Annotated in this window: 23 protein-coding genes; 10 read left to right on the top strand and 13 right to left on the bottom strand. The window is 46.4% G+C overall.

Annotated features, from left to right (window positions below):
• Positions 1-10: 10 nt before the first annotated feature.
• The gene (locus MKY63_RS11860) at positions 11-481 is read right to left on the bottom strand and encodes a MarR family transcriptional regulator (protein WP_076124049.1); all 471 of its coding nucleotides are present in this window, start codon (positions 479-481) and stop codon (positions 11-13) included.
• A gap of 281 nt (positions 482-762) precedes the next feature.
• Here MKY63_RS11860 and MKY63_RS11855 point away from each other — a divergent pair, with 281 nt between their 5' ends.
• The 3 genes from MKY63_RS11855 (at position 763) to MKY63_RS11845 (ending at position 3,288) form a co-directional block, all read left to right on the top strand.
• Entirely contained in the window at positions 763-1,458 is a 696-nt protein-coding gene (locus MKY63_RS11855; RefSeq protein WP_339812956.1) for a futalosine hydrolase, read from the top strand.
• Positions 1,458-2,309: a 1,4-dihydroxy-6-naphthoate synthase gene (locus tag MKY63_RS11850; protein ID WP_339812953.1), complete on the top strand. Its 852-nt coding sequence runs from the start codon at positions 1,458-1,460 to the stop codon at positions 2,307-2,309. Before MKY63_RS11855 ends, MKY63_RS11850 begins: the two co-directional genes overlap by 1 nt.
• Positions 2,310-2,466: 157 nt before the next feature.
• Positions 2,467-3,288: a class I SAM-dependent methyltransferase gene (locus MKY63_RS11845; protein ID WP_076181960.1), complete on the top strand. Its 822-nt coding sequence runs from the start codon at positions 2,467-2,469 to the stop codon at positions 3,286-3,288.
• A gap of 206 nt (positions 3,289-3,494) precedes the next feature.
• On the opposite strand, the gene MKY63_RS11840 is transcribed toward MKY63_RS11845, so the two are convergent.
• The 6 genes from MKY63_RS11840 to MKY63_RS11815 form a co-directional block, all read right to left on the bottom strand.
• Positions 3,495-4,862: a HAMP domain-containing sensor histidine kinase gene (locus tag MKY63_RS11840; protein ID WP_339812949.1), complete on the bottom strand. Its 1,368-nt coding sequence runs from the start codon at positions 4,860-4,862 to the stop codon at positions 3,495-3,497.
• Positions 4,859-5,533: a response regulator transcription factor gene (locus tag MKY63_RS11835; RefSeq protein ID WP_038573732.1), complete on the bottom strand. Its 675-nt coding sequence runs from the start codon at positions 5,531-5,533 to the stop codon at positions 4,859-4,861. Before MKY63_RS11835 ends, MKY63_RS11840 begins: the two co-directional genes overlap by 4 nt.
• A gap of 167 nt (positions 5,534-5,700) precedes the next feature.
• A complete protein-coding gene (locus tag MKY63_RS11830) occupies positions 5,701-6,774 on the bottom strand; it encodes an ABC transporter substrate-binding protein (protein ID WP_038573734.1) in 1,074 nt (357 codons plus the stop codon).
• Positions 6,771-7,604 carry an ABC transporter permease gene (locus MKY63_RS11825; RefSeq protein WP_036682094.1) on the bottom strand — a complete coding sequence of 278 codons (834 nt, stop codon included), beginning with the start codon at positions 7,602-7,604 and terminating at the stop codon, positions 6,771-6,773. Before MKY63_RS11825 ends, MKY63_RS11830 begins: the two co-directional genes overlap by 4 nt.
• Complete coding sequence (locus tag MKY63_RS11820) at positions 7,594-8,406, bottom strand: ABC transporter permease (RefSeq protein ID WP_036682096.1); 813 nt, start codon at positions 8,404-8,406, stop codon at positions 7,594-7,596. Before MKY63_RS11820 ends, MKY63_RS11825 begins: the two co-directional genes overlap by 11 nt.
• Positions 8,396-9,505 (bottom strand): ABC transporter ATP-binding protein, encoded by a 1,110-nt coding sequence (locus MKY63_RS11815; RefSeq protein ID WP_036682445.1) that lies wholly within the window; start codon positions 9,503-9,505, stop codon positions 8,396-8,398. The genes MKY63_RS11820 and MKY63_RS11815 overlap by 11 nt, the downstream gene beginning before the upstream one ends.
• 309 nt (positions 9,506-9,814) lie before the next feature.
• On the opposite strand from MKY63_RS11815, the gene MKY63_RS11810 reads away from it, so the two are divergent.
• The gene (locus MKY63_RS11810; RefSeq protein ID WP_052097383.1) at positions 9,815-10,915 is read left to right on the top strand and encodes an FUSC family protein; all 1,101 of its coding nucleotides are present in this window, start codon (positions 9,815-9,817) and stop codon (positions 10,913-10,915) included.
• A gap of 86 nt (positions 10,916-11,001) precedes the next feature.
• On the opposite strand, the gene MKY63_RS11805 is transcribed toward MKY63_RS11810, so the two are convergent.
• On the bottom strand, positions 11,002-11,892 hold the full coding sequence (locus MKY63_RS11805; RefSeq protein ID WP_036682097.1) for a DMT family transporter: 891 nt from the start codon (positions 11,890-11,892) through the stop codon (positions 11,002-11,004).
• Positions 11,893-11,953: 61 nt separating this feature from the next.
• On the opposite strand from MKY63_RS11805, the gene MKY63_RS11800 reads away from it, so the two are divergent.
• From MKY63_RS11800 to MKY63_RS11790, 3 genes are read left to right on the top strand one after another with little or no spacing between them, the layout of a single operon-like run.
• The gene (locus tag MKY63_RS11800; RefSeq protein ID WP_305953540.1) at positions 11,954-12,862 is read left to right on the top strand and encodes a LysR family transcriptional regulator; all 909 of its coding nucleotides are present in this window, start codon (positions 11,954-11,956) and stop codon (positions 12,860-12,862) included.
• A gap of 36 nt (positions 12,863-12,898) precedes the next feature.
• Entirely contained in the window at positions 12,899-13,873 is a 975-nt protein-coding gene (locus MKY63_RS11795; protein ID WP_339812943.1) for an aldo/keto reductase, read from the top strand.
• A 42-nt stretch (positions 13,874-13,915) separates the two neighbouring features.
• On the top strand, positions 13,916-15,307 hold the full coding sequence (locus tag MKY63_RS11790) for an aldehyde dehydrogenase (RefSeq protein WP_248548941.1): 1,392 nt from the start codon (positions 13,916-13,918) through the stop codon (positions 15,305-15,307).
• A 51-nt stretch (positions 15,308-15,358) separates the two neighbouring features.
• Here the strand turns inward: MKY63_RS11790 and pgmB are convergent, their stop codons facing one another.
• From pgmB to MKY63_RS11765, 5 genes are all read right to left on the bottom strand, one after another.
• Complete coding sequence (gene pgmB, locus MKY63_RS11785) at positions 15,359-18,364, bottom strand: beta-phosphoglucomutase (RefSeq protein WP_339812940.1); 3,006 nt, start codon at positions 18,362-18,364, stop codon at positions 15,359-15,361.
• Positions 18,365-18,409: 45 nt separating this feature from the next.
• A complete protein-coding gene (locus tag MKY63_RS11780; RefSeq protein WP_076124061.1) occupies positions 18,410-19,501 on the bottom strand; it encodes a carbohydrate ABC transporter permease in 1,092 nt (363 codons plus the stop codon).
• Positions 19,501-20,589: a sugar ABC transporter permease gene (locus MKY63_RS11775; protein WP_339813505.1), complete on the bottom strand. Its 1,089-nt coding sequence runs from the start codon at positions 20,587-20,589 to the stop codon at positions 19,501-19,503. The genes MKY63_RS11780 and MKY63_RS11775 overlap by 1 nt, the downstream gene beginning before the upstream one ends.
• 173 nt (positions 20,590-20,762) lie before the next feature.
• Entirely contained in the window at positions 20,763-22,184 is a 1,422-nt protein-coding gene (locus tag MKY63_RS11770; RefSeq protein ID WP_339812936.1) for an ABC transporter substrate-binding protein, read from the bottom strand.
• 335 nt (positions 22,185-22,519) lie between these two features.
• Complete coding sequence (locus tag MKY63_RS11765; RefSeq protein WP_036682112.1) at positions 22,520-23,524, bottom strand: LacI family DNA-binding transcriptional regulator; 1,005 nt, start codon at positions 23,522-23,524, stop codon at positions 22,520-22,522.
• Positions 23,525-23,782: 258 nt separating this feature from the next.
• Here MKY63_RS11765 and MKY63_RS11760 point away from each other — a divergent pair, with 258 nt between their 5' ends.
• The 3 genes from MKY63_RS11760 to MKY63_RS11750 all read left to right on the top strand — a co-directional run bounded on the left by MKY63_RS11760 (position 23,783) and on the right by MKY63_RS11750 (position 26,996).
• Positions 23,783-24,796 (top strand): LLM class flavin-dependent oxidoreductase, encoded by a 1,014-nt coding sequence (locus MKY63_RS11760; protein ID WP_081383185.1) that lies wholly within the window; start codon positions 23,783-23,785, stop codon positions 24,794-24,796.
• 478 nt (positions 24,797-25,274) lie between these two features.
• On the top strand, positions 25,275-26,306 hold the full coding sequence (locus tag MKY63_RS11755; protein WP_038573745.1) for a hypothetical protein: 1,032 nt from the start codon (positions 25,275-25,277) through the stop codon (positions 26,304-26,306).
• A 36-nt stretch (positions 26,307-26,342) separates the two neighbouring features.
• Entirely contained in the window at positions 26,343-26,996 is a 654-nt protein-coding gene (locus MKY63_RS11750) for a sortase (protein WP_051491225.1), read from the top strand.
• Positions 26,997-27,000 lie beyond the last annotated feature (4 nt).

The raw sequence follows: 27,000 nt of genomic DNA, 5'->3' as shown, positions 1-27,000 counted from the left end.
TTCGCAGCGCCTATACACCTTTGCCAAGCTTTTTCATTAATTCGATAGCCTGGACTTTCTCTTCCTTATCTAATCCACCCATCAAATCATGAATTGAGGCTACATGACGAGGGAAAATCTCATCAAACAGTTCACGGCCTGCATCCGTAATCTCCGCATAAGTAACGCGGCGATCCTCGCTACAGGGTACACGTTTCAGCAGTCCCTTTTTCTCCAACTTGTCGATATTATAGGTAATGCTTCCGCTCGTAACGAGAATTTTCTCCCCAATCTGTTGCAGCGGAATCCGCGTTCTATGGTAAAGTACCTCAAGCACCATGAATTCAGCCGAAGCCAAGCCATAACTCTTCATATCCTTCACCGCATGATCCATTAGGCTTTTATAAGCCTTAGATAAGACTACGAACAATTTCAGTGAGGCGGCTTGTTCTTCGTCAGGTGCACTCTCTGTATTACGCAGATTTATTTGTTTATCACTCATCAATTCCACCTCCACTTCAATCAAACTTGTATTCAATCCATTTATTTGTCTTTACGTTAAATATCTTTAAGTTAAGATAACTATACGACTTCCCATCCTTCTTGTCAACCTCATCGCTTAAAAAGTCACTTCCGTCTAGAGACCGGTAAGTTTTCTTTTGACACTTTACAGGGAGTGATAAAAATCACCCCAAGTTTGACCTGACCTATAAAAGGGCGTATTCTTGTCTTTACGAATGACTCTTTAGTAAGCGATTTCAATACCCTAAAGGAGGCGACCTGATGAGTTCGTTCAATCCAACCCCTACCGAAGAAGCTATGGAGGGGCAGGCTGGTGCACGACGCGTGCTGATCGTGACAGCCGTAGACGCGGAGCGTGACGCGGTCCTGCGCGGCCTGCAAGGCAGCGACAGGTTCCATGTTATCGCTGCTGGCGCAGGGCCGGCAGCGGCGGCGGCGGGAACCGCCGCGGCACTCGCAGCCGGTTCTTACGGCTGCGTATTGAGCGTCGGGATCGGCGGCGGATTCCCGAGGCTGGCGCCTTTAGGCTCGCTGGTTGTAGCCAGCGAGATGATTGCCGCCGACCTCGGGGCCGAGACGCCGGAGGGCTTCCGCAGCGCTGCCGAGCTCGGCTTCGGCAGCGTGTCCGTGCCGGCTGACCGCGGCACGGTGCAAGCGGTTTCGGCCGCGCTGGCTGCGGCCGGGTTACCCGTAAGCACGGGCACCGTGCTTACGGTCTCGACGGCGACCGGCACCGCGGAGACGGCCGCCGCCCATCTCGCGCGGCATCCCCATGCCGTCGCGGAAGCGATGGAAGGCCACGGAGTTGCCGTGGCCGCTCAGGCGCTGGGGCTCCCGGTACTGGAGCTCCGCGCCATCTCGAACCCGGTCGGTCCCCGCGACCGGGCCGCTTGGAAGATCGGTGATGCAATGGAAGCATTAACGGCGGCAGCCGCTATATTACTGGAGGTGCTGTAATGACAACTGAGCTTAATATCGCTTTTTCCCCTTGCCCTAACGATACCTTTGTATTTCATGCCTGGGCGCACGGGCTTGTCCCAAATGCACCTAAGCTGAATGTAACCTATGCCGACATTGATATTACCAATACGCTGGCTGCTGACGGAGAAGGACCAGAAGTCCTCAAAATCTCCTACGCTGCTCTGCCTTGGGTTCTGGAGCGGTACAAACTGCTGCCATGCGGCGGTGCTTTAGGACGCGGCTGCGGCCCGCTGCTGCTTACAGCAAGTGGACCCCATGCGGTCAAACGCCCAGAAAAGCTAGCCGGACGCCGGATTGCTGTACCTAGCGAACGCTCTACGGCTTATTTGCTTTTCCGATTATGGGCAGCACAAAATGTAACTGGAGGCATCGGCGAAATAGTCGTAATGCCTTTCGATGAGATTATGCCTGCCGTACGGGATGGCCATATCGATGCAGGGCTGGTAATTCACGAAGCCCGCTTCACTTACGCCTCTTATGGTCTTAATATGCTGACTGATCTAGGCAGCTGGTGGGAAAGCGATACCGGACTGCCCATTCCTCTCGGCGCTATCATTGCCCGCCGTGATTTAGATGCCGATGCTATCACCAGCTGGATTCGCAGCTCTCTTCAGTATGCGTGGGATCATCCAACGGATTCCAGAGACTATGTGCTTAGCCATGCTCAAGAGTTGGCTCCTGAAGTGGCTAAATCCCACATCGATCTCTACGTGAATGACTTCTCGATGAATCTGGGTGATGACGGCTATGCCGCAATCTCTGCCCTGCTTAATCGTGCTGCGGCAGAAGGACTTGTGCCTGCAATCGATCCAGCACTGCTTCGTTAGCATTTACCAGATAGTTTAACAATCCCCGGCTACACCTATAAGGTGTTCTCCGGGGATTTTATTTATTCTACGTAGCCTTCCAGCCAGACATTATTTGGCTTATCGAACCAGTGATTATACAATAGACCTATAAACATGATCTATGAGGGAGGATCACATGATACCTGAAAAAAACAGCAAACAAAACATCGACCGCTTTCTGGGCTTTCAAAATGAATATGACCGCTACCGTCCCGAAGCCCCTGAGATGATTATCAAATTGCTAACAGATTACCTAGGTACCACCCCTTCACTCGTCGCAGATATAGGCTGCGGTACGGGTTTGTCTACTTTTCTCTGGAACGATGTCGCAGAACGCGTAATCGGTATCGAACCCAATCCAGATATGTTGGGAAAAGCAATCGATAAACTTAGCAGATTAGAAGAACCCCAATCAATTACTTTTGTGCAAGGCTACTCTAACCAGCTTCCGCTTGCATCAGATAGTGTAGACATAGTTACCTGCTCGCAATCATTCCACTGGATGGATCCTGAAAGTACACTGCAAGAAATCTCCCGGGTCTTAAAAAAAGGCGGAGTCTTTGCCGCCTACGATTGCGATTGGCCTTTATCTCTTCAGCAAAATGTAGAAGAACGATACAACCAGCTGATCTCCAAAACAGAAGAATTGCTGGCTTCGCTTTTACCTAATGAGGAGAGAGCACATAAATGGGACAAAGAAGGTCATTTGTCACGGATCAAAGCTAGTGGGGCCTTCTCTTTTGCCAGAGAAATCGTATTCCACAACCTAGAGTCCTGCGATGCCCAGCGATATATTGGTTTAACCCTAAGTCAAGGGGGAGTGCAAACCGTAATGAAACTAGACGCTACCTTGCTTGAGCAAGACATCGCCGATTACACCGCCGCAGTTGAACAGCATTTTAAAGGCAGAACATTAGAGGTTCTAATCAGCTACCGAATGAGAATCGGCATCAAATAATCTTCGATCGCAACCAAAAACGCCCCGCCCCCTCATATGAGGAGTTCGGAGCGTTTTCTTCTTTTTTATTTAACTTCTTCCATGAACCCTGAGGTTCTCCACGATCACTATTGCTCCTAATACTTTCAGCAACAGGTTACGCACTTTATGTTTTATGAAGAATGCGGGTGCATTCAAGCCCTCGCAAGGCACCGCCTGGAAGCTAATTACTCTGTCGGCGCTATAATTGGGAGGGTGACAACGACGGTCGTTCCTTGGCCGGGTTCGCTTTCCACGCGGATATCCCCTTTATGAAGCGTTACGATCTGTTTAACAATGGCAAGTCCCATCCCGCTGCCACCATATTTACGGCTGTGGGACCGATCAGCCTTAAAGAACCGTTCAAATATACGTTGCTGATCCTCAAGTGAAATCCCGATGCCAGTGTCTGTTACCCGAACGGTCACGTTGTTGATATCTTGTTTGAGGCTGACGTTAATTACACTGTTATCCTTAGAAAACTTGATGCTGTTGCCAAGGAGATTGGTCCATACCTGACTTAACAGGTCATAATCAGCCAGTAGGATAATAGGCTTCAGATCAAGGTCGAAGCTGATGTTACGAGCTGACCATTGCGGCTGAATCGCTACGATTACTCTTCTTATCTGTTCGTCCAGATTGAATGTAGTTAGCCGTAGCTGCTGGGACTGCGATTCTAATAAACTCAGCTTCAGCAGGCTGTCACTCATTTTAGACATCCGTTCTGCTTCAGCGATAATAATATCCAGATAACGATTTCGCTCTTGTTCTGCAAGATCTACTCGCTTGAGCGCAATCGCATACCCAGATATTGAGGTGAGCGGAGACTGGACCTCATGCGACACATTGGATACAAACTCCTTACGCATTTGCTCAAGCTGCTGCAGATCGTGCATCATTTCTTCAAAGCTGCGAGCCAAGGTACCTAGCTCACCGGTTTGCTTAATATTCAGCTCGACGTTAAAATCACCAGCTGCTATTCTTCTGGTCGCTTTGGTTAGCTTCTTAATCGGTCTGACTAAGAACATTGCAGCTACCAGAATCAAGAGGCTTCCAGCTATCAATGAATAGAGCAAGAAATTTAATACCAAGTTCCTTCTGGCAGTGACGGAAGGGGGATTAAGCGTCTCCACAAACATCGCTTTGGTGCCGTCTTCCGTTCTCAGTTGTAAGCCTAGGAGAAGCGCAGAAATATTCCTGTTATGAGGTTGATATACTTCTCCTGCGAGAACTTTTTTTATTTCTTCCATAGTTACAGGGACCGGCTTGTGCCCATTAAGCGTTCCGTAAGATTGGAATTTACCCGCTTCATCGAAAATTCGGATGTGGTAGGAATCAAGCTGCTTCATTCCACTTACGAAAGAGTTGGCTTCACGAAATGGGAAGGTCTCGTAAACCCTGACAATATCCTGCCCAAAATGCAATAAGGGAATTCGCGTGTTCTCGTTCAGTTTATCTTCGAATACCCAAGTTGCAACAAACAAAGCAATGATTGTGCCCCCGATTACGGAGGCTAGGAAGGTCAGGACAACGCGTGTATATATAGATCTGATCATTCATGCACCTCAAGCCTGTAGCCAAGTCCACGCACCGTCTCAATACGAAAATCAGGGGTAGTCGCAAACCGTTCACGCAGGCGTTTGATATGCACGTCAATCGTCCGATCATCTCCAGCATAATCAATTCCCCAAATTTGATCGATCAACTGCTCGCGCGTATAGACTTGTCCAGGGGTTCCAGCAAGCTTGTACAGCAACTCGAACTCCTTAAGGGGTAAGGGAAATGACTCCGTACCTTTCATCACCTTATAGGTCTGCCGATCAAGGATGACATTGCCAATTTGGATCATCTGCGTGGAGCCAATCCGATATCGTTTCAGCAATGACCTAACACGAACCGTCAGCTCTAACGGATCGAAAGGTTTAGTTAAATAATCGTCCGTGCCTAATTCGAAGCCCTTCACTTTCTCCCAGGTTTCGCCTCTGGCAGTCAATATAAGTAATGGAAGATCAGGATTAGCTCTGCGGAGCTCCTTACAAAGCATCCAACCATCCATATTTGGCATCATAATATCCAGCACGACAAGATCGACATGTGTTCCAGCATATACGGCGAGCGCTTCCTTGCCATCCACAGCTTCAACTGTTTCGAATCCGTCGTTGCGGAGAAATAAACAGACAAGTTCGCGAATGTTCGCATCGTCGTCAGCAACCAGTATAGTAGGCATTCGTTTCCTCTTTTCCTGTTGTCCATTCTTACTATTATACTATATTATACTTTCGGCTAAACTGTCTGTTGTCTTGAGACTACACGATGATCAACCCGAAAAAGAGCGTCTAACACGGTTACCCGTATAGACGCTCTTAATGTCGTTTCGCTTTAGCTTTAGTCAGCTTACTTCTTATTCATCTTAAACATTAGGAACAGCTCATTATAATGAGCAAGCATCCGTTTGCCAAGGTTATCGTATACTTCAAGCCGGTCCGTAATTTCAGCAGGTGGATAGAACCGGGTATCCTCAGAAGTTTCCTCAGGAAGCAGCTCCAGCGCAGGAATGTTAGGCGTGGAATAACCTACATATTCTGCATTCTTAGCAGCAACGTCTGGGCGGAGCATGAAGTTGATGAACTGATGCGCTCCATCCACATTTTTCGCTGTCCGAGGGATGACCATGTTATCAAACCACTTGTTCGAGCCTTCTTCCGGCACTACATAATCCAGCTTATCATTCTCGTCCATGATCTCGGAAGCATCGCCGGACCAGACAATCCCAACCGCAGCTTCTTCATTTGCCAGCAGCATCTTGATCTCATCACCGACAATCGCCTTAACGTTAGGAGACAACTTGTTGAGCTTAGTCAGTGCTTCTTGCAGATGTGCCTCTTCCTTGTCATTAACGGAATAATGCAGGCTGTTCAAAGCCATGCCCATCACTTCACGGGCTCCGTCCACCAGGAAGATGTTATTATGCAGTCTGCTGTCCCAGAGAGAATCCCAGCTGGTGAAGTCCATGCCTTTAGTCATTTCCGGATTGAAAATAATCCCGACGGTCCCCCAGAAATAAGGCACAGAATATTTGTTACCCGGATCAAACGAAAGGTCCATAAAGCGTGAATCAATATTCTTTAGATTCGAAATCTTGCTATGATCCAGCGGGATGAGCAGATCTTCTTCTTTCATCTTGGCAATGGCATAATCCGAAGGGATTACAACATCAAAGGTAGTTCCGCCCTGCTCAACCTTGGTCAACATAGCTTCATTGGAATCGAAGGTTTGATAAATGACTGTTAAGCCGGTCTCTTTTTCAAATTCCTTCAATAGATCGGGATCAACATAGTCGCCCCAGTTATAGATAGTCAGTGTGTTTCCACCCGAATATCCCTCTCTCGAATTCATCCAAGAGCCCAAGTACATGAGCGCAAATGCCGTGATAAGGATCGCCAGAAAAGCATTTATCAGCTGTTTCATCTAGGCACCCCCGCTTCTGCAACAGGCTCCGCCACAGCTTCTGCTGTGTTATGGCGATTTTTCTTAAGGGTCAGGAAGTAATAACCCACCACGAGCAGAATGGTGAACAGGAAGATCAGCGTCGACAGCGCATTAATCGATAGCGACACCCCTTGCCGGGCTCTAGAGTATATCTCAACCGATAACGTCGAATAACCGTTGCCTGTTACGAAGAACGTAACCGCAAAGTCATCCAGTGAATACGTAAGCGCCATAAAAAATCCGCTGAATATCCCTGGTTTAATAATCGGCAAAATTACTTTAGTCAGCACATCCTTACGGCTTGCCCCAAGATCACGGGCTGCATCCGTTAATGTAGGGCTCATTTCCTGTAGATGCGGCAAAATCATCAATACGGCAATCGGCACACTGAATGCAACGTGTGAGAGCAGAACAGATGCGAAACCCAGCTTGATGCCAGCAATGGTGAACAGGATAAGGAACGAAGCACCAATAATGACATCTGGACTGACGATCAGCACGTTATTCAGAGACAGCAAGGTGTTCTTGGCGCGGCGATTCTGCACACTTTTAATGGCCAGCGCACCAATAATAGCGATAAGGGTCGCAATAGCCGAGGATAGCAGCGCGATCACAAGCGTATTGATTACGATGATGATCAGGCGCTTATCTTGGACCACCTCACGGTAGTAATCCAGCGTGAAGCCCTCGAACTTATGCATCGTCCCCCCACTGTTGAACGAATAGTACATTAAATAGAAGATAGGAGCATACAGAACAATGAACACCAGAACTAGGTAGAGGTTAGAGAATCCATTTTTATTTCTCATTCCGCGCCCCTTTCCGCGATCCGCCTGTGATAATCATAAACAGCGCCATAATGGCAATCAGAAACACCGCAACTGTAGAACCCATGCCCCAGTCCTGAGTGACCAGGAAATGCTGCTCGATTGCGGTGCCCAGCGTAATGACCCTGTTGCCTGCAATCAGACGGGTGATCATAAACAGGGACAGCGCAGGTATGAACACTGCCATACAGCCTGAGCGTACTCCCGAAATGGTCAGCGGAAAAATAACACGTCTAAACGTGGTCCAGCCCGAAGCCCCTAAATCACGTGCCGCATCCAGCAAGGATAAATTCAAATCCTCCAAAGCGCTGTATATCGGCAGGATCATAAACGGAATAAAAATATAGACAGATACAAATACAAAACTGAAGCCCGTAAACAAAATTTGCTGTTCTCCGATTCCAAGCAGATCAAAGAAATTATTAATCGGACCAAATGTCCCGAATATCCCTATAAAAGCGTAGGTTTTTAGCAGCAAATTAATCCATGTCGGCAAAATAATCAGCAATAACCACAGTTGCTTATGTTTGGTTCTCGTCAGCAGATAAGCCGCCGGATAGGCAACCAGCAAAGAGAATGCTGTAATCAGAAACGCGTACCAGAACGAGGTCAGCGTCATTTTTAAATATACAGGGGTGAAGAAACTGACGTAATTATCCAGAGTAATATGGCCATCCAAATCAAATAACGAATAATAGATGACAAGCACTACCGGTGCAATTACAAACAATGCGATCCAGAGGTAATAAGGGATGAGATAGTACGATTTGCCCTTATTCTTCATGACTCTCCACCTCGCCATAAGCTTCCAGACGTCTGTCGAATTCTTCCTCCGTTTCACCGAAACGCATAACATGAATCGCTTCCGGATCAAAATAAAGGCCAATTTCACTGCCTACAGTCGCCTTACGTGTAGAATGCACAAGCCATTCATGCCCGGATTCATCATAACAGCTGATTTCATAATGCACGCCCCGGAATAGCTGGGAATCAACCCGCACACGTAGTTTACCCTGTTCCAGCGTAGAAATTTCCAAATCCTCAGGACGAATAACAATCTCTACGGATTCATTCGGTTTAAGCCCGGCATCGAAACATTCGAAGCGGCGGCCGTTAAACTCCACCAGATAATCCTCGATCATAACTCCCGGCACAATGTTCGATTCGCCAATAAAATCCGCCACAAAACGGTTAATCGGCTCATCATAAATATCGTTAGGGGTGCCGCTTTGCTCGATTTTTCCTTTATTCATGACAAAAATCCAGTCGGACATCGCGAGTGCCTCTTCCTGGTCATGCGTTACAAAAATAAAGGTAATGCCTAACCGCTGCTGCATTTCCCGCAGTATGTACTGCATCTCAGTGCGCAGCTTGAGATCTAGCGCCGATAGAGGCTCGTCCAGCAGTAGAACCTGTGGCTCATTCACAATCGCCCGGGCAATGGCAACCCGCTGGCGCTGACCGCCGGACATTTCGTTAATCGCACGCTGCTCATAACCCACAAGGTTAACGAAGCTTAGCGCTTCCTGCACCTTCTTCGTGATAACGTCCTTCTTAAGCTTCTTAATACGCAGTCCGAAAGCCACATTCTCGAATACGTTCAGGTGTGGAAACAATGCGTAATCCTGAAATACCGTATTGACCTGCCGCTCATTGGCGGGAATGTGGTTAATTACTTTTCCATTTAAATAAATAGAACCGCTCGTTGGCTCAGCGAACCCGGCGATCAATCGAAGAATAGTCGTTTTGCCACAGCCAGATGGACCAAGTAGTGTATAGAATTTGCCGCGCTCTATCTCAAAGCTGACTCCTTTTAACACCGGATCTTCGTCGTCATATTGCTTAGTAACTTCTTCAAATGAAATGATGGTACCTTCCTGAATAGCTATAGCTAACAACCTCCCTTACCTTAGTAATACAATACTATTTTACCCGCATCTTGCGGAGAACAATCGAAATGAGTATGCTCAGCGCTAATAAGCGACAATTTTCCCTCTCCTTCGACGCTCCAATAGATATAGCATATTAGATTGTACCATTATATGCGATAGCTTACATTGTTAAATGCTAAGCATAAACTTAACAAGTTTGTAAAAAGTCCAGTCTTCCCTGCCCTTTTTGAGGTGCTATAATGAAAACGAACTGAAAAGCCAGTGTGGTTTTCTTATTTTTGCGAAAGAAGATGAATGATAATGAACGAGGGGTTACTAGACCGCCTTGAAAAATATGGATTCTCGCTTTACATGATACGAATTACGCTTGCCGCATCACTATCCTGGGTAGCCGTACACAGTTTATATGGTGACCAATATTTATACTTTGCACCGCTTGCAGCCATTCTAATTACTCAAGCCAGTGTGAAGGCTTCACTTGAAAAAGGAATCTACCGCCTGATCGGCATTATTATCGGCGGAATCGTCAGCCTGATTGTAGGCCAATTCTTCGATGTAGGTGCATTTTCCATTCTGCTAATTCTGCTCATCGGGATTGGAATTGCCACAGCCTGTCGGATGAATATCCAAGCGGTTTCGCAGGTGGGGGTGACCTCGGTTCTGGCCCTTACCTTTTATCACAATGATTACGTGCTGTGGAGAGTCGCCGAAACCTTTATTGGTGTGCTCATTGCCTTGATCATCAATATGATTATCGTTCCACCGAACAGGTTCGTCAAGGTAAAAGCATTGGCACTCGATGGAAGCCTTCTACTTTCGGATGCTTTAAAAGGTCTCGTAGGCATAAGAAGAGATTCATCAAAGGATAATAATATGCTGGAGCAAGCAGGTAAACTGCTGTCTGCCAGCAATCAACAACAGAAGGAAATGTTCTATACCATTGCTCACTATCAGTGTCGTGGTGATCTAAAGGGACTTATACAAGCCACAGCACATCTAAAGACCATTCATTCCTATGTTAAAGAAATTGCCGACGATATTTGCTTGCTGCCAGCACATCATGCCAATTCTGACTGGATGCTGGAAGTGCTGGAGGCAACAGCCGATTGTATAGCTGTTTATGGTACCAAGACCTTATCCAAGGCTGAATGCCAACGTTCACTTACAGATTGTCTGCATCGTGCCCGCGACTTGCAGGCGGCCAGCTTCTCTGAACTGCAAGGACGGTGCTCACTGTCATCAGTTCGTGATCTAGGAGCGCTCTTCAGTCACTTAAACCGGGTACTCGAAGAAGTGGAACGCGCTAGTTCTGCTACTTACGTAGTTGCAGCTCGGCCTTCAACAGCTGAAATCACACGCGCTATACGCTTAATTAAAAAAGGACTCTCCCAGAAGCTCTAAGCTTGGGAGTGTCCTTTTTTTATGTTCAATCCCTATTAGACATAATGCCCTTTAGCACGATTGGTTACTACAACCATCCAACAAATTTAACTGACTGATTGTTTGGCAGCACGCCCTATCTTCACATTTACCAGTACAATACTGCTGACAATCAGCAATAATCCGATCACAAGGTTTATGGTAATCTGCTCTTTCAAAAAAACTACGCTGGTTGCTATCGAGATCAGGGGGATCAAGAAGGTGAATGAACCTACTTTTCCTGCTTCTCCTTCGTTAATCAGCTTGAAATAAATTAGCCAGCCCAGAGCAATAACAAAGATTGCGATAAACAAGGTATCCACAATAAAGGTTCCACTCCAGGTGATATCCGACCATTTCTCCGTAGCTGATCCCGAAAGTAGCAGAATGATGCCACCGATCGTGATTTGCATAGCCGTCATCCACAGCATATCCACACGTACAGCATTCCGTTTCATATATATTGTTCCTAATGCCCAGCTTAAGGCACTGGCTAAAGCCAACACAATTCCCCATATGGAGATACTCCCATTAATTCCGCCGATACTAAGAGAGGCTACCCCGAGAAAGCCAAGCAGCAAACCAGCCATTTTAAGCCCGTACATGCTCTCACCTAACCACAGCCAAGAAAAAATACCTAACAATACAGGCTGCAAAAATACAATCGATGAGAACAATCCCGCCGGAACATACTGCAAGCCAATTGTCTGAAATCCATAATAGAACACAATACTAAGTACCGCCGAGATCAGATAGATCGGCCAGAGCTGCTTGAAGCGAAGCTCCTTCACCTTGGGCAGTGCAATTAGAATCAGAATAATACCGCCTACGACGGTTCGAATACCTGCAAATAATAGAGGTGGAGCATAGTCTAAGGCGATTTTGGATATAGGCCAATTAATGCCCCATACAATCACCAAAAAAATAAGAAGGATCATACTTTTCTTCTGCTGATTCATTTGTTCACTTCCTTGGTGTAGATTCATCACAAATGATACAATAAACAAGAGCATAAATGAAATGAATAATAATCATAAGGGGCATATCATATTTGTTATGAACAATACTCAAATTCGTTTATTCGTCAAAATCGCCGAAAGCGGCAGCTTTACTAAAGCTGGTGTAGAACTGAATATGACACAGCCTGCGGTCAGCCGGGCGATCTCGTCCCTCGAAGCCGAATTAGACGTGAAGCTCTTGCTTCGAGACCGGCGTAATGGCCTGATGCTTACGGATATCGGCAAACGTATTCTTGTTATTTTCCGTGAAATTCTAATGGGCTTTGATAAGGTCAATCAGGAGATTTACGCGGAGAGAGGTCTTGAAAAAGGAAGTATCCGCATTGGAGCTTTCCCTGTGGCAGCGGCTCATTTTCTACCGAAGATTATTAGCTCTATCACTAAAAGATATCCAAATATTACAATTAGCTTACAGGAGGGTTCTATCGCTGAAGTCAGAGAATGGCTGGATTCAAAAGAAATTGATGTTGGCTTATTGCTCGCTCCCAGTGCAGAATTCGAAACCATTCCATTATATAGAGAGAAATTGTTTGCCGTTTTTAGAGATGACCATCCCCTGCAAAAGCGATCCATTGTATGTGTGCAGGAATTAGCGAACGAGCCCATGTTGATTTGCAAAGCAGGATATGAACCGCCCGTTGTAGAGCTATTCCGCAGAAGTAATAGCCATCTGAATGTGAAATATGTGGTTAATAACTTTGCAACAGCTCTTAATATGGTTCAGGAGGGACTGGCGATCGGCGTGATGTCTGAACTGTCCTTGTTATCTCTGCCTCCAAATGTGGTTACCCGTGAGCTGCAGCCGGATGCTTATAGAGATATCCAAATTGCGGTCAGCTCGCTTGCCGACACTTCAATTGCTGTAAAGCTCTTCATTGAGACAGCGCTGGATCTTTTCACTCAAAAATAAAATGGATTAATTAATAGATGATAAGGAGTGCTGAGGATGAACTTTAAAAGACTAGGAAATAGCGGATTACAGGTATCCGCATTAGGACTGGGAACGAACGCTTTCGGCAAACGTGCGGATCAAGAGACCTCCATTCAGATTGTACATGCTGCGCTTGATCAGGGAATTAATTTCATAGACACTGCTAATATTTACGCTGGCTCAGAATCCGAGCGAATCATCGGTCTGGCCTTGGAAGGTAGGAGACATGAGGCTGTTCTCGCAACTAAAGCAGGTTTAGTCAAAAATGAGGGTCCTAACGGTAGCGGCTCCTCCCGTCGCCATTTGCTGCAGGAGCTTGAAGATAGCCTTCGCCGTCTTAAGACGGACTATATCGATCTATACCAGATTCATACCTTTGATCCCTATACGCCGCTTGAAGAAACCTTACGAACCTTGGACGATATGGTATCCTCGGGGAAAGTCCGCTATATCGGGGCCTCCAACTATACAGCATGGCAATTAATGAAGGCGATTGGGATTAGTGAAGCACGCAACTTCACCAAGTACATTTCAATTCAGTGCAGCTACTCCTTAGCAGACCGGACACCGGAGAATGAGCTTCTTTCGCTCTGCCTGGATCAAGGTGTAGGGATCATTCCATACTTTCCGCTAGCTGGCGGGATTCTCACTGGCAAATATAATACAAGCGACTCAGCCCCATCGGGGTCCAGAGCAGATACCGATCCTAATTTCAAAAGATTCCTTGATGCTGACCGGATCAAGCTCGGAAGCCAAGTGAGCCAAATTGCTGAGGAAATGGAAACCTCATCTACTGCGCTCTCCTTAGCTTGGCTTATGAATCGGCCTGCCGTCTCGACGGTTATTGTCGGGGCTACACGTGTGGAACAGCTGGAACAAAATTTGCTTAGTACCTCGCTTGTACTTAATGAAGAAACTTCGGCCAAGCTGGATAAAGCCAGTGATTCCTTCCGTTATGGCGAACCGTTCGCTTTTTACCGACTCCCATAGAGTAGTATGCTTTAACTTCTTACAAGGATGGAGGAAAGATTAATGACAACCTATACAGCTGACAGCATTCAAGGAATGCTTGAAGAGCATAAGGATTTTTTTAATAGCGGCGTAACTAAAGAGGTTTCTTTTCGTCTCCAGCAGCTGCTCAAGCTTAAGAATATTATTAAACAATACGAAGGACGTATCATCACCGCACTACAACAGGATTTAGGAAAAGGTGAGTTCGAAGCCTATGCCACAGAAATCGGCTTTACGCTGGACAGTATCGGCTACATGATGAAACATCTTAAGCGTTGGGCGAAGCCTAAAAAGGTTCGATCGCCGCTGCACTTATTTCCTGCAAAAAGTTATATTTTAAGTGAGCCTTACGGCACAACGCTCATTATTGGCCCGTTTAATTATCCATTTCAGTTGCTAATTGAGCCCCTGATCGGCGCCATTGCCGCTGGTAACTGCGCTGTCCTCAAGCCATCTGAGAGCACACCTGCCATCTCGTCCGTGGTTGAGCAGCTTATTCAGGAGACCTTCGAGCCGCAGTATATCCGCGTAATTCAAGGGGAAAAAGAGACCACTAATTTGCTGATCCACGCCAAGTTTGATTATATTTTCTTTACGGGCAGTGTGCCTGTCGGCAAAATCGTAATGGAAGCGGCAGCGAAAAATTTAGTGCCTGTAACCTTGGAGCTTGGCGGGAAAAGTCCGGTTATTGTTGATAAGACCGCTAATCTTGATGTTGCAGCGAAACGGATTGTCTGGGGCAAGCTGCTGAACGCGGGCCAAACCTGTATCGCACCGGATTATCTATGGGTCCACAAGGATATTGCCAAAGAATTGATCACCAAAATCAAACATCACATCACTGAGTTCTACGGTCAGGATGCACAGCCTAATACAGATTACGGCCGGATCGTGAATGATCGCCAGCTGCAAAGACTTGCCGACCTCATTGCGCGTGATCAGAGCAAGGTGATTATGGGCGGCACCATCGTGCCAGAAGAACGTTATATTGAGCCTACTTTAATCTATCCTGCCACTTGGACGGATGCTGCTATGGAAGATGAGATCTTCGGTCCGATCCTCCCAATATTGGAATATCATCAATTGGATGAGGCCATTCAGAGCATTAATGAACATCCAAAGCCACTGGCACTATACCTATTTACGGAGGATAAGAGTGTAGAACAAGAGGTGCTGTCCCGGGTCTCATTCGGGGGAGGGTGTATCAATGATACGATCTCACATGTGGCGAGCACTTATCTTCCGTTTGGTGGAGTAGGAAACTCTGGAATCGGGGGTTATCACGGCAAGTATAGCTTTGAGGTCTTCTCCCATCGTAAAAGCATCGTCAAGCGAGGCACACGGATCGACCTCGGAATCGTGTATCCTCCTTATGGCAATAAAGTGAAGCTGGTTCGAAAAGTAATGAAATAAACAAAGCAGCAAACCTCCCATGATCGGGAGGTTTGCTGCTTATCAGGGTAACTACGCAAACAGCTCTAACAATTTCTCAACACTTATCTCTGCGGTGGAAGCCAGACATAGATCCGCGGTCCCGGTTACGAGCGCCACTCCAGCTCCCACTGACCTCATACCAGCAGCATTAATTGCGGCTATTCCTTCCTCGGTATCCTCAATCGCCACACAGCAGTCTGGGGATATGCCCAGCATCTCCGCAACCTGCAAGTGAATCTCTGGATCTGGCTTGCTTCTACGCAAGTTGCCAGGGTCAGCCACCGCCTGAAACCAATGCCCGATCTGCAAGCGTTCGAGAATCAGCAGCGCATTCTCATTCACTGAAGCCAGTCCGATAGCAATCCCTCTTTGCTGCAAATCGGACAACACGCTGTGGATACCCGGATACAGCTCAGCAGGCGTCATTTGCTGAACCAGCTGTCTATACTTCTCGTTCTTTTTGTTGCAGAGCATTCCCTTTACCGGTTGCGGCAAATTCAGTCCACTACTCTCCAGAATGACTTCTAAAGATTCCATTCGACTTAGGCCCTTAAGACTCTTATGCTTCTCTCGATCAAAAGAAAGCGCAAGTTCATCCGCCAGATCCTTCCAAGCCTCATAATGATACTCTCCAGTGTCAGTAATTATCCCGTCCAGCTCGAAAATAACAGCTTCAAGCTGCTTCACATTCGAAAGCCTCAGCGGCTTCTGTGCAGACAACTGTATAAGGTTTCCCTTATGCATAATCTCAAGCTCTTCGCCCTCCAGCAGCGTATAGATCACTTCTGTATCACTCACAAAAATATCCAATAGCTGTCCAGCGCATGTTATTTTAAACCGATAACTCTCCCACTGCGCTGGCACACTAGGATTAAATGATAACATCCCGCCGCATAAGCGCATGCCACCAAAACCATTCACAATCGACAGCCAGGAGCCTGCCATAGCAGCAGTGTGCAGTCCATCCTTTACGTTGCGGTTGATATCATCCAAGTCCATCCGTACCGTGCGGTCAAAATAGGAATAGGCTCCCGTCAAATCACCAATCTCAGCAGAGATTATACTGTGAATACACGGTGACAATGAAGAATCATGCGTCGTCAGCGGCTCATAATAATTATAATTCCGGATCTTATCCGCCAAGCTGAATTGGTCACCCAGTAGAAACATCGCCATTACCAAGTCCGCCTGTTTCAACACCTGATGCCGGTAAATTACCAGCGGATGGTAGTTGAGCAGCAGCGGATATTTGTCAGCTGGTGTATGCTCGAAATCCCATTTTTTCTTGGAGAGAAACGTGTCGTCTTGAGCATAAATGCCAAGTCCCTCATCAAAGGGGATAAACATTTTGTCCGCCGCTTCCAGCCACACTAATGTCTCATGCTCAGTCAGACCGATTTTTTGTTTCAGGCGTTCAAAATGCTCAGGATACTGCTTAGACAATATCCCTGCCATCTCGTGTGCATAATAAAGCTGATCCTGTACCATAAAGTTGGTGTATGCATTATTGTTGACGATAGCTGTATATTCATCAGGACCGGTTACTGCATCAATACAAAAGACACCGCCCCTAGCCGGATTAAAGTACCCCAAGTCCAACCAAAAGCGGGAAGTTTCGAATAAAATTTCCGCTCCCTTCGTAACCAAAAAATCATAATCTCCGGTAGCCAGTACATACTGCTTGATGGCATACGCAATATCCGCATTAATATGCATTTGCGCCGTGCCTGCCGGGAAATACGCAGAGTTCTCTGCCCCGTCTATAGTCCGCCAAGGGAACAAGGCTCCCTTCTGCGACATTACCGCTGCACGCTCCCTTGCTTTGTCTAACGTGGCATAACGAAATTCGAGCAGCTTTCGGCTAATCTCCGGCTGTGTGAACGTAAAGAAGGGCAGCATATACATCTCGGTATCCCAGAAATAGTGCCCTTCGTATCCTTCACCCGTTAATCCCTTGGCTCCAATATTCGTAACCCCATCACGGCCTACGGATTGAAGCAGTTGAAAAGCATTAAAGCGAATGCCCTGCTGAAGCGCAAGATCACCATGAATCTCCACATCCGTATGTGCCCAGTATCGTTCCAGATAAGCCTGCTGTTCCTGGGCAAGCGTTTCAAACCCGCTATGGTCTGCTAAGTGTAATATTTCAGTACTTCTACTAAGTAGTTCGTCTTCTGGATAATCTTTAGAGGTATGGTAAGAGATATATTTGGTTAGTGAGACGCTTTCCCCACGCTCCACCGGGACGACAAACTGCATGGATAATTTCTGCCCCTCATGCTGCACGGTCCTTTTATCCTCAGATCTTGAATCGAGCTTATGACTTACCCCTGTTAATAAGGCAAACTGGGTATGCCGCGTCCGCTGCTTCATCCATAAGAAGGACTGTCCCGGTTCATGACCGGTATCCTCCAGGAGCAGACTGGGCTCCTTGCCTCCCGAGCCCAATCTGGGATCATCCGTTACCTTAGGTTTTTGGATCTTGCCGTCGATGGATGAAGTGAAGGTAAGCACTCCGCTGAAATTCAGCGCTTTAACCTCATAATCTATCGCCGCCAGATGTTTGTGCTGCAAAGTCACCATCCGCCGGATATGAAGCTGTACCCGGTGACCAGCTGGAGATTCCCAATCTACCTGTCGATGCAGAACCCCGCTTCGCATATCCAGCTTTCGTTCATAATGGTGCACTTGCCCACTGTTTAACTGAAAGGTCTGCCCTTCAATACTCAGTTCAATAATCTTGGCATCTGTTACGTTCAGCATCGCTTGATTGCGGGATGGATATCCGTAGGCTCCTTCTGGATATACAATGGGCTCCGAATCAAAAAAACCATTCAAATAATTGCCTGTTACAGACGAGCCTGAGCTGCCGTGGTAACCTTCTTCGAAATTACCGCGCATGCCAATATATCCATTGCCAAGCGCAAAAATACTCTCGCTTCTTTGATTGTTCTCTTCACTATAAGCTTCCTCATCAAGACTCCACTCCCGGTAAGGATATACCGCCGCCGGATGTACGTATGGTTTCATCTTCATCTCTCTAAGTCCCCCTGATCACAGTTTCATTCGGGTTCTAAATCATTAACCTTTCACCGACCCACCCATAAGCCCTCTGACGAAATACTTTTGCAGCAGGAAAAAAATAGCGAGCGGCATCAGCATGGAGATAAATGCAGCCGAAGTAAGTAAATGCCAATCGTTGCCTCGTGAGCCTACTAAATCGGCAATTTTCATCGACATGACTTGCACAGACGGTTGATTGCCGATAAAAATCAATGAGACTAAATAGTCATTCCACACCCATAGGAATTGGAAGATCCCGATAGAAGCCAGTGCTGGCACGGATAGAGGCAGAATTAGCCTACTGAATATAGTGAAATGACTTGCCCCATCCATGAAAGCCGATTCGAACAAATCCTTCGGCAATTGACTGATAAAGTTGTACATAAAGTACGTAACCAGCGGTAATCCAAAAGCCGTATGCGCCAGCCAAATTCCCAGATAACTTCCGTTTAGCCCAAGTGCGGTATAATCCTTAAGCACTGGAATAAGCGCAACCTGTATCGGAATGACGAGCATTGCAATAATGATCACAAAAAGGATTCTGCGCCCAGGAAACCGCAGCCAGGCAAAAGCATATGCAGCAAAAGAAGCGATCAGCACCGGAATAACTGTTGCTGGAACAGCAATCGTTAGCGTATTCCAGAAGGCCTGTGACAATCCGGAGCCTTTTTGCACCGTTTCACTACCATCAGCCTGTTTCAGCTTGTATTCCTTACCGGAAAGCACATTATTATAGTTATCCAGCGTGAGATCCGGTGTCATCTTCCAACCTTGTATCTGTTCATTTACGGTACGTGCTCTACGATTCTCCCACATAAGCCGGCTGCCATCAGCCTTCACGCCAGCCTTCAGCTCATCATCTGTATAAGTTTTACCGTTCACCTCAATTGGCTCCCGAAGATCCACATCCTTGGATAGCTGAATCGTCTCTCCAGCCTTCCACTCCTGATGAGGAAAAGCTTTCCACCATCCAGTCTGCAGAATGTCAGCAGCCGGACGGAAGGAGGAAATAAATAGCCCAAGAGTCGGAAGCAGCCAAATAAAACAGATCACACCCAACACGATATTTACAACCGTTTTGCTGCCTTTTCTCTTCTTTTTGCCAGCCATTAGAATCCCCCCTGCTTACGGAACTGACGTAGATTGATTATGATTACAGGCAGCACCGCGATCAGTAGAACAATAGCCAGCGTGGAGCCGTAGCCGAAATTACGGTACATAAAGAATTGCCGGTAGAACTGTGTAGCAACAACCTCTGTATCGTATTGACCTCCTGTCATCACCATGACGACGTCAAATATTTTCAACGTAAAGACGATAATGGTCGTTGTCACTGTCAGAATGGTTGATGAAATATATGGAATCATGATTCCATAGAAAATCTTCACCTCATTTGCTCCATCCACTCGTGCAGCTTCCAAAATGTCGTCAGGAACCCCTTTGATTGCTGCCGAGAAAATCACCATTGCAAATCCCGTCTGCATCCAGATCAAAATAATAATGAGGAAAAAGTTATTCCACGGCTGAAGCATACTCGTCCAGGCTTGGGGTTCTCCCCCAAAATAAGTAACGATTGCGTTCAACAGCCCGATTTGTTCGTCACCCGGTTGATAGTAATAAACGAATTTCCAAATGACTCCTGCCGCTACAAAGGAAATAGCCATCGGCATAAAGATGATCGATTTGGCGATTTTCTCATAGCTGCTGCGATCGGCAAGAATAGCAATTAAGAGCCCGAATGCTACACAAGCAAGCGTGCCAACGAATACCCAAAGTAAATTGTTACGCAATGCCGTTGCCATCAGATGATCGCTAAAGATCGCTGCATAATTGCTCAGACCCACAAATTTTTCTGAAGAAGCATTAAAAAAGCTCAAATATAATGTTCGCAGTGCAGGCAGGACCAGTAACCAGCCCAGAATAATCACTGCCGGACCAATAAAGATATAAGGCAGCACCTTACGCCGGATATGATCCGGGTACTGCTCAACCGCCCACGTCAGCGTATAGTAAATCAGATAAACACCTAGAACTCCCCAGAGGACAGCCAGAACCGCTGTTAGCAGCGGATTTAATGTGGAATCCCGGAAGAATAAAAAGATTGCGCCGTTAACAACAATATTCGCTAATAACACAACTAGGGACAGCATTACCGCCTTCAGGCTGACGGTTGGCCTAGCTTGTGGTTGTGTTGGCATTTGTGGCTGTGGCTGTGATTGTGCACCCATATTAGCTCCAGCTCCTCCTATAAGTTTTGCGGAGCAAAACTCTTATCATAAGCATCGAACTCACTAGTTAGAAAACAAAAAGAGGGGCAGACAATCCTCTTTTCTCACTGCCCCTCTTTTTACTGTGCGCTTTAAATATTAGGTTAGTTGTTCCAGCCGGACTGGATTTGTTCCAAGGCTTGATCCAGTGTCGCTGTACCGCTCACATAGTCGGTCATCCCTTTCCAGAAGGTGCCTGCACCCACTTTACCTGGCATCAAATCAGAACCATCAAAACGCAGTGTGGAAGCATCTTGAACCAACTTCGCCATCCGGCGATCGGATTCAGAGGTATACCAATCAAGGGAAGCATCATTCATAGGAGCAATTACGCCGCCAGATTGTACCCAGCTCTTAATCGACTCTCCAGTGGTGAAGAATTCCATGACTGCACGAACCTCTGGACGATCGTTGAACATAGCGTAAATATCACCTGCAACCAGCACTGGTTTACCATATTGTGCATCAATTGGCGGCAAGTAGAACCAATCATAATCCTGATCAACCTTTGCCGTTTCAGGGAAGAAGCTTGTAATAAAGTTACCGAGCATATTAAACCAGGCTTTAGGCGGATCAGTGAACATTGGCGCTGGGGCATCCCCGAAGGATGTCGTCACGATAGACTTAGCACCACCGTAAACATAATCCTTGTTAAGCCAAATTTTAGACATGATTTCAACAGCATTTTTTACTTCTGGTGAAGTAAATGGCAGTTCACCTTTTACCCACTTATCGTAGTTCTCAGGCGTAGTCGTACGAAGCATTATATTTTCGACCCAGTCTGTTGCTGGCCAACCCGTTGCAGCACCGCTCTCAATGCCAATAGCCCAGGCAGGATCGCCATCCTTGGCAATTTGTTCAGTGAGTGCCATCAGCTCATCCCAAGTTTCAGGAACCTTGTAACCTGCATCATCAAATTGTTTCTTTGGATACCATACCAAGCTCTTTACATTACTGCGGTTCCAAATCCCCGCCATGATCTTCCCGTCTTTTCCGTCCATCGTAGACATATCGAGCCAGCTCTTGTTGTAATTAGCCGTCAATTTGTCTTGATCCAGCACACTGGTCAAATCGATAACCTTACCCGTCTTAGCAATCGATGCCAGCAATCCCGGCTGCGGGAAGTCAGCGATATCAGGAGCATTTCCGCCGTCCACCCGAATATTTATTGTTGCTTCGAACTCCTTGGAGCCCTCATATTGAATATCGATCCCTGTCTTCTCTTCAAATTCTTTAATGCTGCTCTCAAATTTCACTTGGTCAGCATCTACGAAGGGTCCAAACATGGTTACTTTAGTCCCTTTATATTCACCTTTCATCGCTAAATCTAACGGGGAACCCGAAGGTTCAGCACTAGGTGCATTTGTCTCTTTCTCGGTGTTATCTGCTGTTGGGCTGACTGTTGCCGCCGGTGGATCTGTAGGCGCCGCATTATTGTTGCCTCCGCCGCATGCGCTCAGCGTCATTGTGAAGGATAAACACAGTACTAAAGCCAACGACTTTTTACGTCCTGAGATCTTCTTCATCTTTTGTACATCCCCTTTAATGGTTATAGAGATAACATCTTATTCAATCATCCGGGCACCCTGGCATGTATTAGCAGCTTGTAGCAGATCACCTCCTTGCAAAGCTTTTCAGAAGACAGGTAAATATCCTAAAATCAAACTCCATCACAAATGTAATTTAATAATAGCGCTTACATTTTTTATATTATCATAATTAGTAACCGTTTCCAATCGGAAAATGAGATGTTTTTCATAAGAATTCATACTATTTTCTATCCTAACATTTAAATTTTAATTAAGACCGATACATGGCTCTGAAAAGCTTTTCAGAAGAAGGTCACAAAAATAAAGAGCCTTTATTTTTCCCGCGTGGATTCCCGCACAATCAGCTTATGCTCCATCTTTTCATTCAATACCTGGACACCACCTGTTGTGAGCAATTCATGCAGCATCTCCGCCGCACGATACCCTAACTCATAAATCGGCTGTGCAATCGTGGTCAGCTTTGGAATGAACATACTCGACATCCGCAAATTATCAAATCCAATCACAGATACCTGCCCCGGAACTAGAATATTACGATCCTTCAGATAAGAAATCGTCCCCATTGCAAATTCGTCAGCAACACAGAAAACGGCGGTCAGCTCGGGATAATCAGTAAACAACTCATGCGCAGCTTGATAAGCGTGTTCGAACCTGTGATTGGCATATTTGCTCTTCACAATATTCTGCTGTAGTCCAAACTCTGTTAATGCTCTTACAAAACCCTCATAACGAGGCGGGCCAGATACGGAGTTATCATGGTTAAAACCAATCATGCCAATGTCCTTATGCCCTAAATCAATCAGAAACTTTACCGCATCGTAAGCCGCCTGTTCATCATCCACCTCCACAGATGGAATGTCGTACTCATCAGAATGCGAGGATACCAACACAAAAGGAATTCTACAACCGACTAATTTGTCATGTGTCTCAGGATAAAGGACATCACTTGCGAACACGATCCCATCCACCTGCTTCTCATGAAAGTTATCGATGTAAGACAACATCCGTTCTTTGTCGCGGTCCGTATTGCAGATCATTAAACTGTATCCGAGCTTGATGCATGCATCCTGCATTCCCCGAATAACCCCTGCGAAATACAGGTTCTCAATATCCGGAATCAGCAGGCCCAGTGTAAAAGACTTCTTGTAGATCAGGCCGCGTGCAAACGCATTTGGTTGATATTGCAAACGTTCTACAGCCTCCATCACTCGATTCCGTTTGCTCTCTACGACCGTATTCGGCGCATTCATAACACGCGATACGGTGCTGATCGACACCTCCGCCATTCTGGCAACATCTCTTATGGTTGGCTTCATAACGATAACTTCCTTTTTTTCAGGTAACTTTTCGATGTGATTATAGCAAGCCCGTTAAGAAATAACAACAGATTTTTTAAAGCGCTTACATTTTATTTTAAAGACATACTTATTCCTTATCTAATCATTACAAAGTGCGTATAACTTACTTAAAGTGTGTATATAGTTTTATTACATGGTATACTAGGCGAGTAGCATTATTCGCAGCTACAAATACTGCTCTAGACTATCTGAGCGTTTATTATAGGAGGGATTACATTGAAGCAACAGCGCGATATTCGATTCTCCGTACTGGACTTAGCCTCTATTGTGGAGGGTGGCACAGCGGCAGACTCTTTTCATAACTCTTTAGCTTTAGCTCAACATGCTGAGGCATGGGGCTATCACCGGTATTGGTTTGCTGAGCATCACAACATGATTGGTGTTGCCAGTTCTGCTACCTCACTCTTAATTGGCCACATTGCTGGCGGCACAAAAAGCATACGCGTAGGCTCTGGAGGCATCATGTTGTCCAACCACGCACCACTTGTCATTGCGGAACAATTCGGGACCCTCGAATCCCTATATCCAGGACGGATTGATTTAGGACTGGGCAGAGCCCCAGGATCCGATCAACCTGCTTCCCGTGCGCTACGCCGTGGTCTCGGAAGCGACGGCAGTGACTTCCCCGAGCAGTTAAGTGAGCTCAGAGCCTACTTCGATCCTGCAGGTGCAGGATCACGACCGGCTGGGGTTCGTGCTGTTCCTGGTGAAGGCTTGAATATCCCCATCTGGCTGCTGGGCTCCAGCGGTTTTAGTGCTCAGCTGGCAGGGAAGCTAGGTTTACCTTTTGCTTTCGCCAGCCATTTCGCACCAGAATATTTACTACAAGCTTTACACATCTATCATAGTAATTTCCGTCCTTCAGCAGCACTCGACAAGCCTTATGTGATGGTCGGAGTTGGTATTACAGCAGCCGATACCGTGAATGAGGCAAGACGACTGGCTACCTCGCAGCAGCAGCAATTCCTTAATATCATCCGCGGACGTACGGGGAAGTTACAACCACCGGTTGATAGTATGGAGGGGCTATGGACGATGCAAGAAAAAGCAGCCATGCTTGAGAAACAGCGTTACTCTTTCGCTGGTGATAAAGCAGCAATTAAAGAACGGCTTCAAGAAATCCTGCAAGAGACACAGGCCGATGAATTGATTGTTTCTGGTGGAATTTATGATCCTAACGCTCGTCTACGCTCTTATGAGATTGTAGCCGACGCTATGAAGGAAATCTAATTTATCATCATAATTAAGGCAAGACGATAGGTCTGGTATCGGGGTTTGAGCCCTATTCCAGATGTATGTCTTGCCTTTTTATTTTGCATTCATAATCGTTCTCAATAAAACACAATAAAAACAATGAATTACATAAAAATAAAGAGTTAAATAGAGAGAACTGGTGTAAAACCATTAATATAATTGATATTTGATCAAATATGATGGATTTCCTTCTAATATCCCATTTTTGTTTAGATATTATTTTGATTATACTTTAGTTATTCGCTATAACGAACGAATTGGCGGTATATCTCTATCCTCTCCTTCCGCTTTCACGGAGATTCCTGCATGCGCACAAAAAAAGTGGTTCTGTGAGATACTACTTATTTCGACAATGTTTGATGGAAAATACGATTAGAAAAGAAGAATTTGCCGGAAACCCGCAAATGATGTCTACAAAATTTAATATGGGGTTCAGGAGAAAGGAGCGAGTAAAGTGAAGAAGAAATATCGCTCGGCTTTCATAGCTGCTTATATCCTGACTATTCTAGCAGGAGTCATCTGGCATGCTGGCGGAGTTAGTGCGCAAGATACCATTAAGCTTACGGTGAATTCGCATACGACGAGCACAACCACCATGAACAATATGCAGCCTGGTGATGAAACGAACTCAGAATACACAATTATTAATGCAGGTAGTGAGGGCTTTAATTACTATGTGGACTTCAAATTCATCTCTGGAGACGCAGAATTATACGATATTCTCCAAATGACACTCGAAAAAGAGGGAGTAATCATCTATTCAGGGGTGATGAGCGAGGCTGCCGGAAGAGTTACCATCGGTTCACTTGCCGGGGGAGAACAAAGTGTAATCCAAATGGATGTAATTTTCCCGTGGGAAGCAGGGAACGAATATCAAGGTAAAACCACAACTGTAGCCTTTGAGTTCTCCGCTTCTGGAGGACCGGAGCCATCCGCTGAACCTAGTCCTTCACCGACAGCAACGGCCACAGCTCAGCCTACACCTGAGCCAACACCGACAGCGACTACTACGCCTACAATAGAGCCAACTTCGACACCTACTGCCACGGCTACAGCTACACCTGAAGCTTCGCCGACAGCAACAGCATCACCAACCACGACACCGACAGATTCACCGACAACTACCGCTTCACCAACTGCAACGGCAGTCGCCACACCAGGGCAATCAACGACACCAACACCATCGCCAACACCTACAGCTTCAACAGTAGTAGATGAAATTAGTGTTACTGAAGCACCGATCCCACTGGGTGGAGGCGATAATGAGCCAACAGCATCACCAAGTGCTGGCAGCCAAACTACCAGCGCAACACCGCAGCCAAGCAATGAAATCGCCTTGCCTGATGATGAGCTTCCACTGGGGGCACCAGAGGTTGGCAACAAGCTTCCGAATACCGCTGAGCCTTGGTATAACTTGATTCTTGCCAGCTTAGCCATTGCGGTACTCAGCGTGATTATCATGCGCAGATTGAAATCGAAGAAATAACCACATTTTGCAGCATAAGTCTGGAGGTGAGAGAGTATGAAGGAGCGTAATGGTGTCTTGCTAGCCGTGAAGCTAATCTTCATACTCTCTTTAGTTGTGTTGATTTACTCGGTTGTACAGGTGGTCAAAGCACCGATCGAAGCTAAACAGGCTTTAAATGATTGGGCAAAAAAGAGGGAGGAAACAGTCGCCCACTCCCGTTCTGCCGAAGAAACCCCTCTTCCCTTGGGAATGGTCAGTTCAGCCAAGGAACAGCCGCCCCCCGCTCATTCCTATACAGAAGGTGAAATCATAGGAGAGATTCGTTTCCCCAAATTAAACAAAAAGATCGCAGTGCTAGAAGGCACGGAAAGCCCCGAGCTAAAAAAGGGAGCCGGACATTATAAAGGCAGCGCAGCTATCGGTGCCACCGGCAATAGTGTGCTCGCAGGCCACCGCGATACAGTGTTCCGTAATCTGGGAGAACTCGTGGCTGGAGATCTTATCGAGCTGGAAAGTACGGACGGGACTTTTACCTATGAAGTAACAGGCAGCACAATTGTTGACGGGGACGAACGTGGTGCTATAAAGCCAAGTGATAAGGCCATCCTCACGTTGATTACCTGTTATCCCTTTTCATATGTGGGATCTGCACCGGACCGTTATTTACTTTCAGCGAAGTTAGTGAAACAAGAAATATTACCGCATTAAACCT

The organism is Paenibacillus sp. FSL R7-0189, assembly GCF_037969925.1.
In the GTDB taxonomy this organism is placed as follows: domain Bacteria; phylum Bacillota; class Bacilli; order Paenibacillales; family Paenibacillaceae; genus Paenibacillus_AQ; species Paenibacillus_AQ odorifer.
Note: the sequence above shows the minus strand (reverse complement) of the source record. Positions and strands in the feature narration are given on the sequence as shown.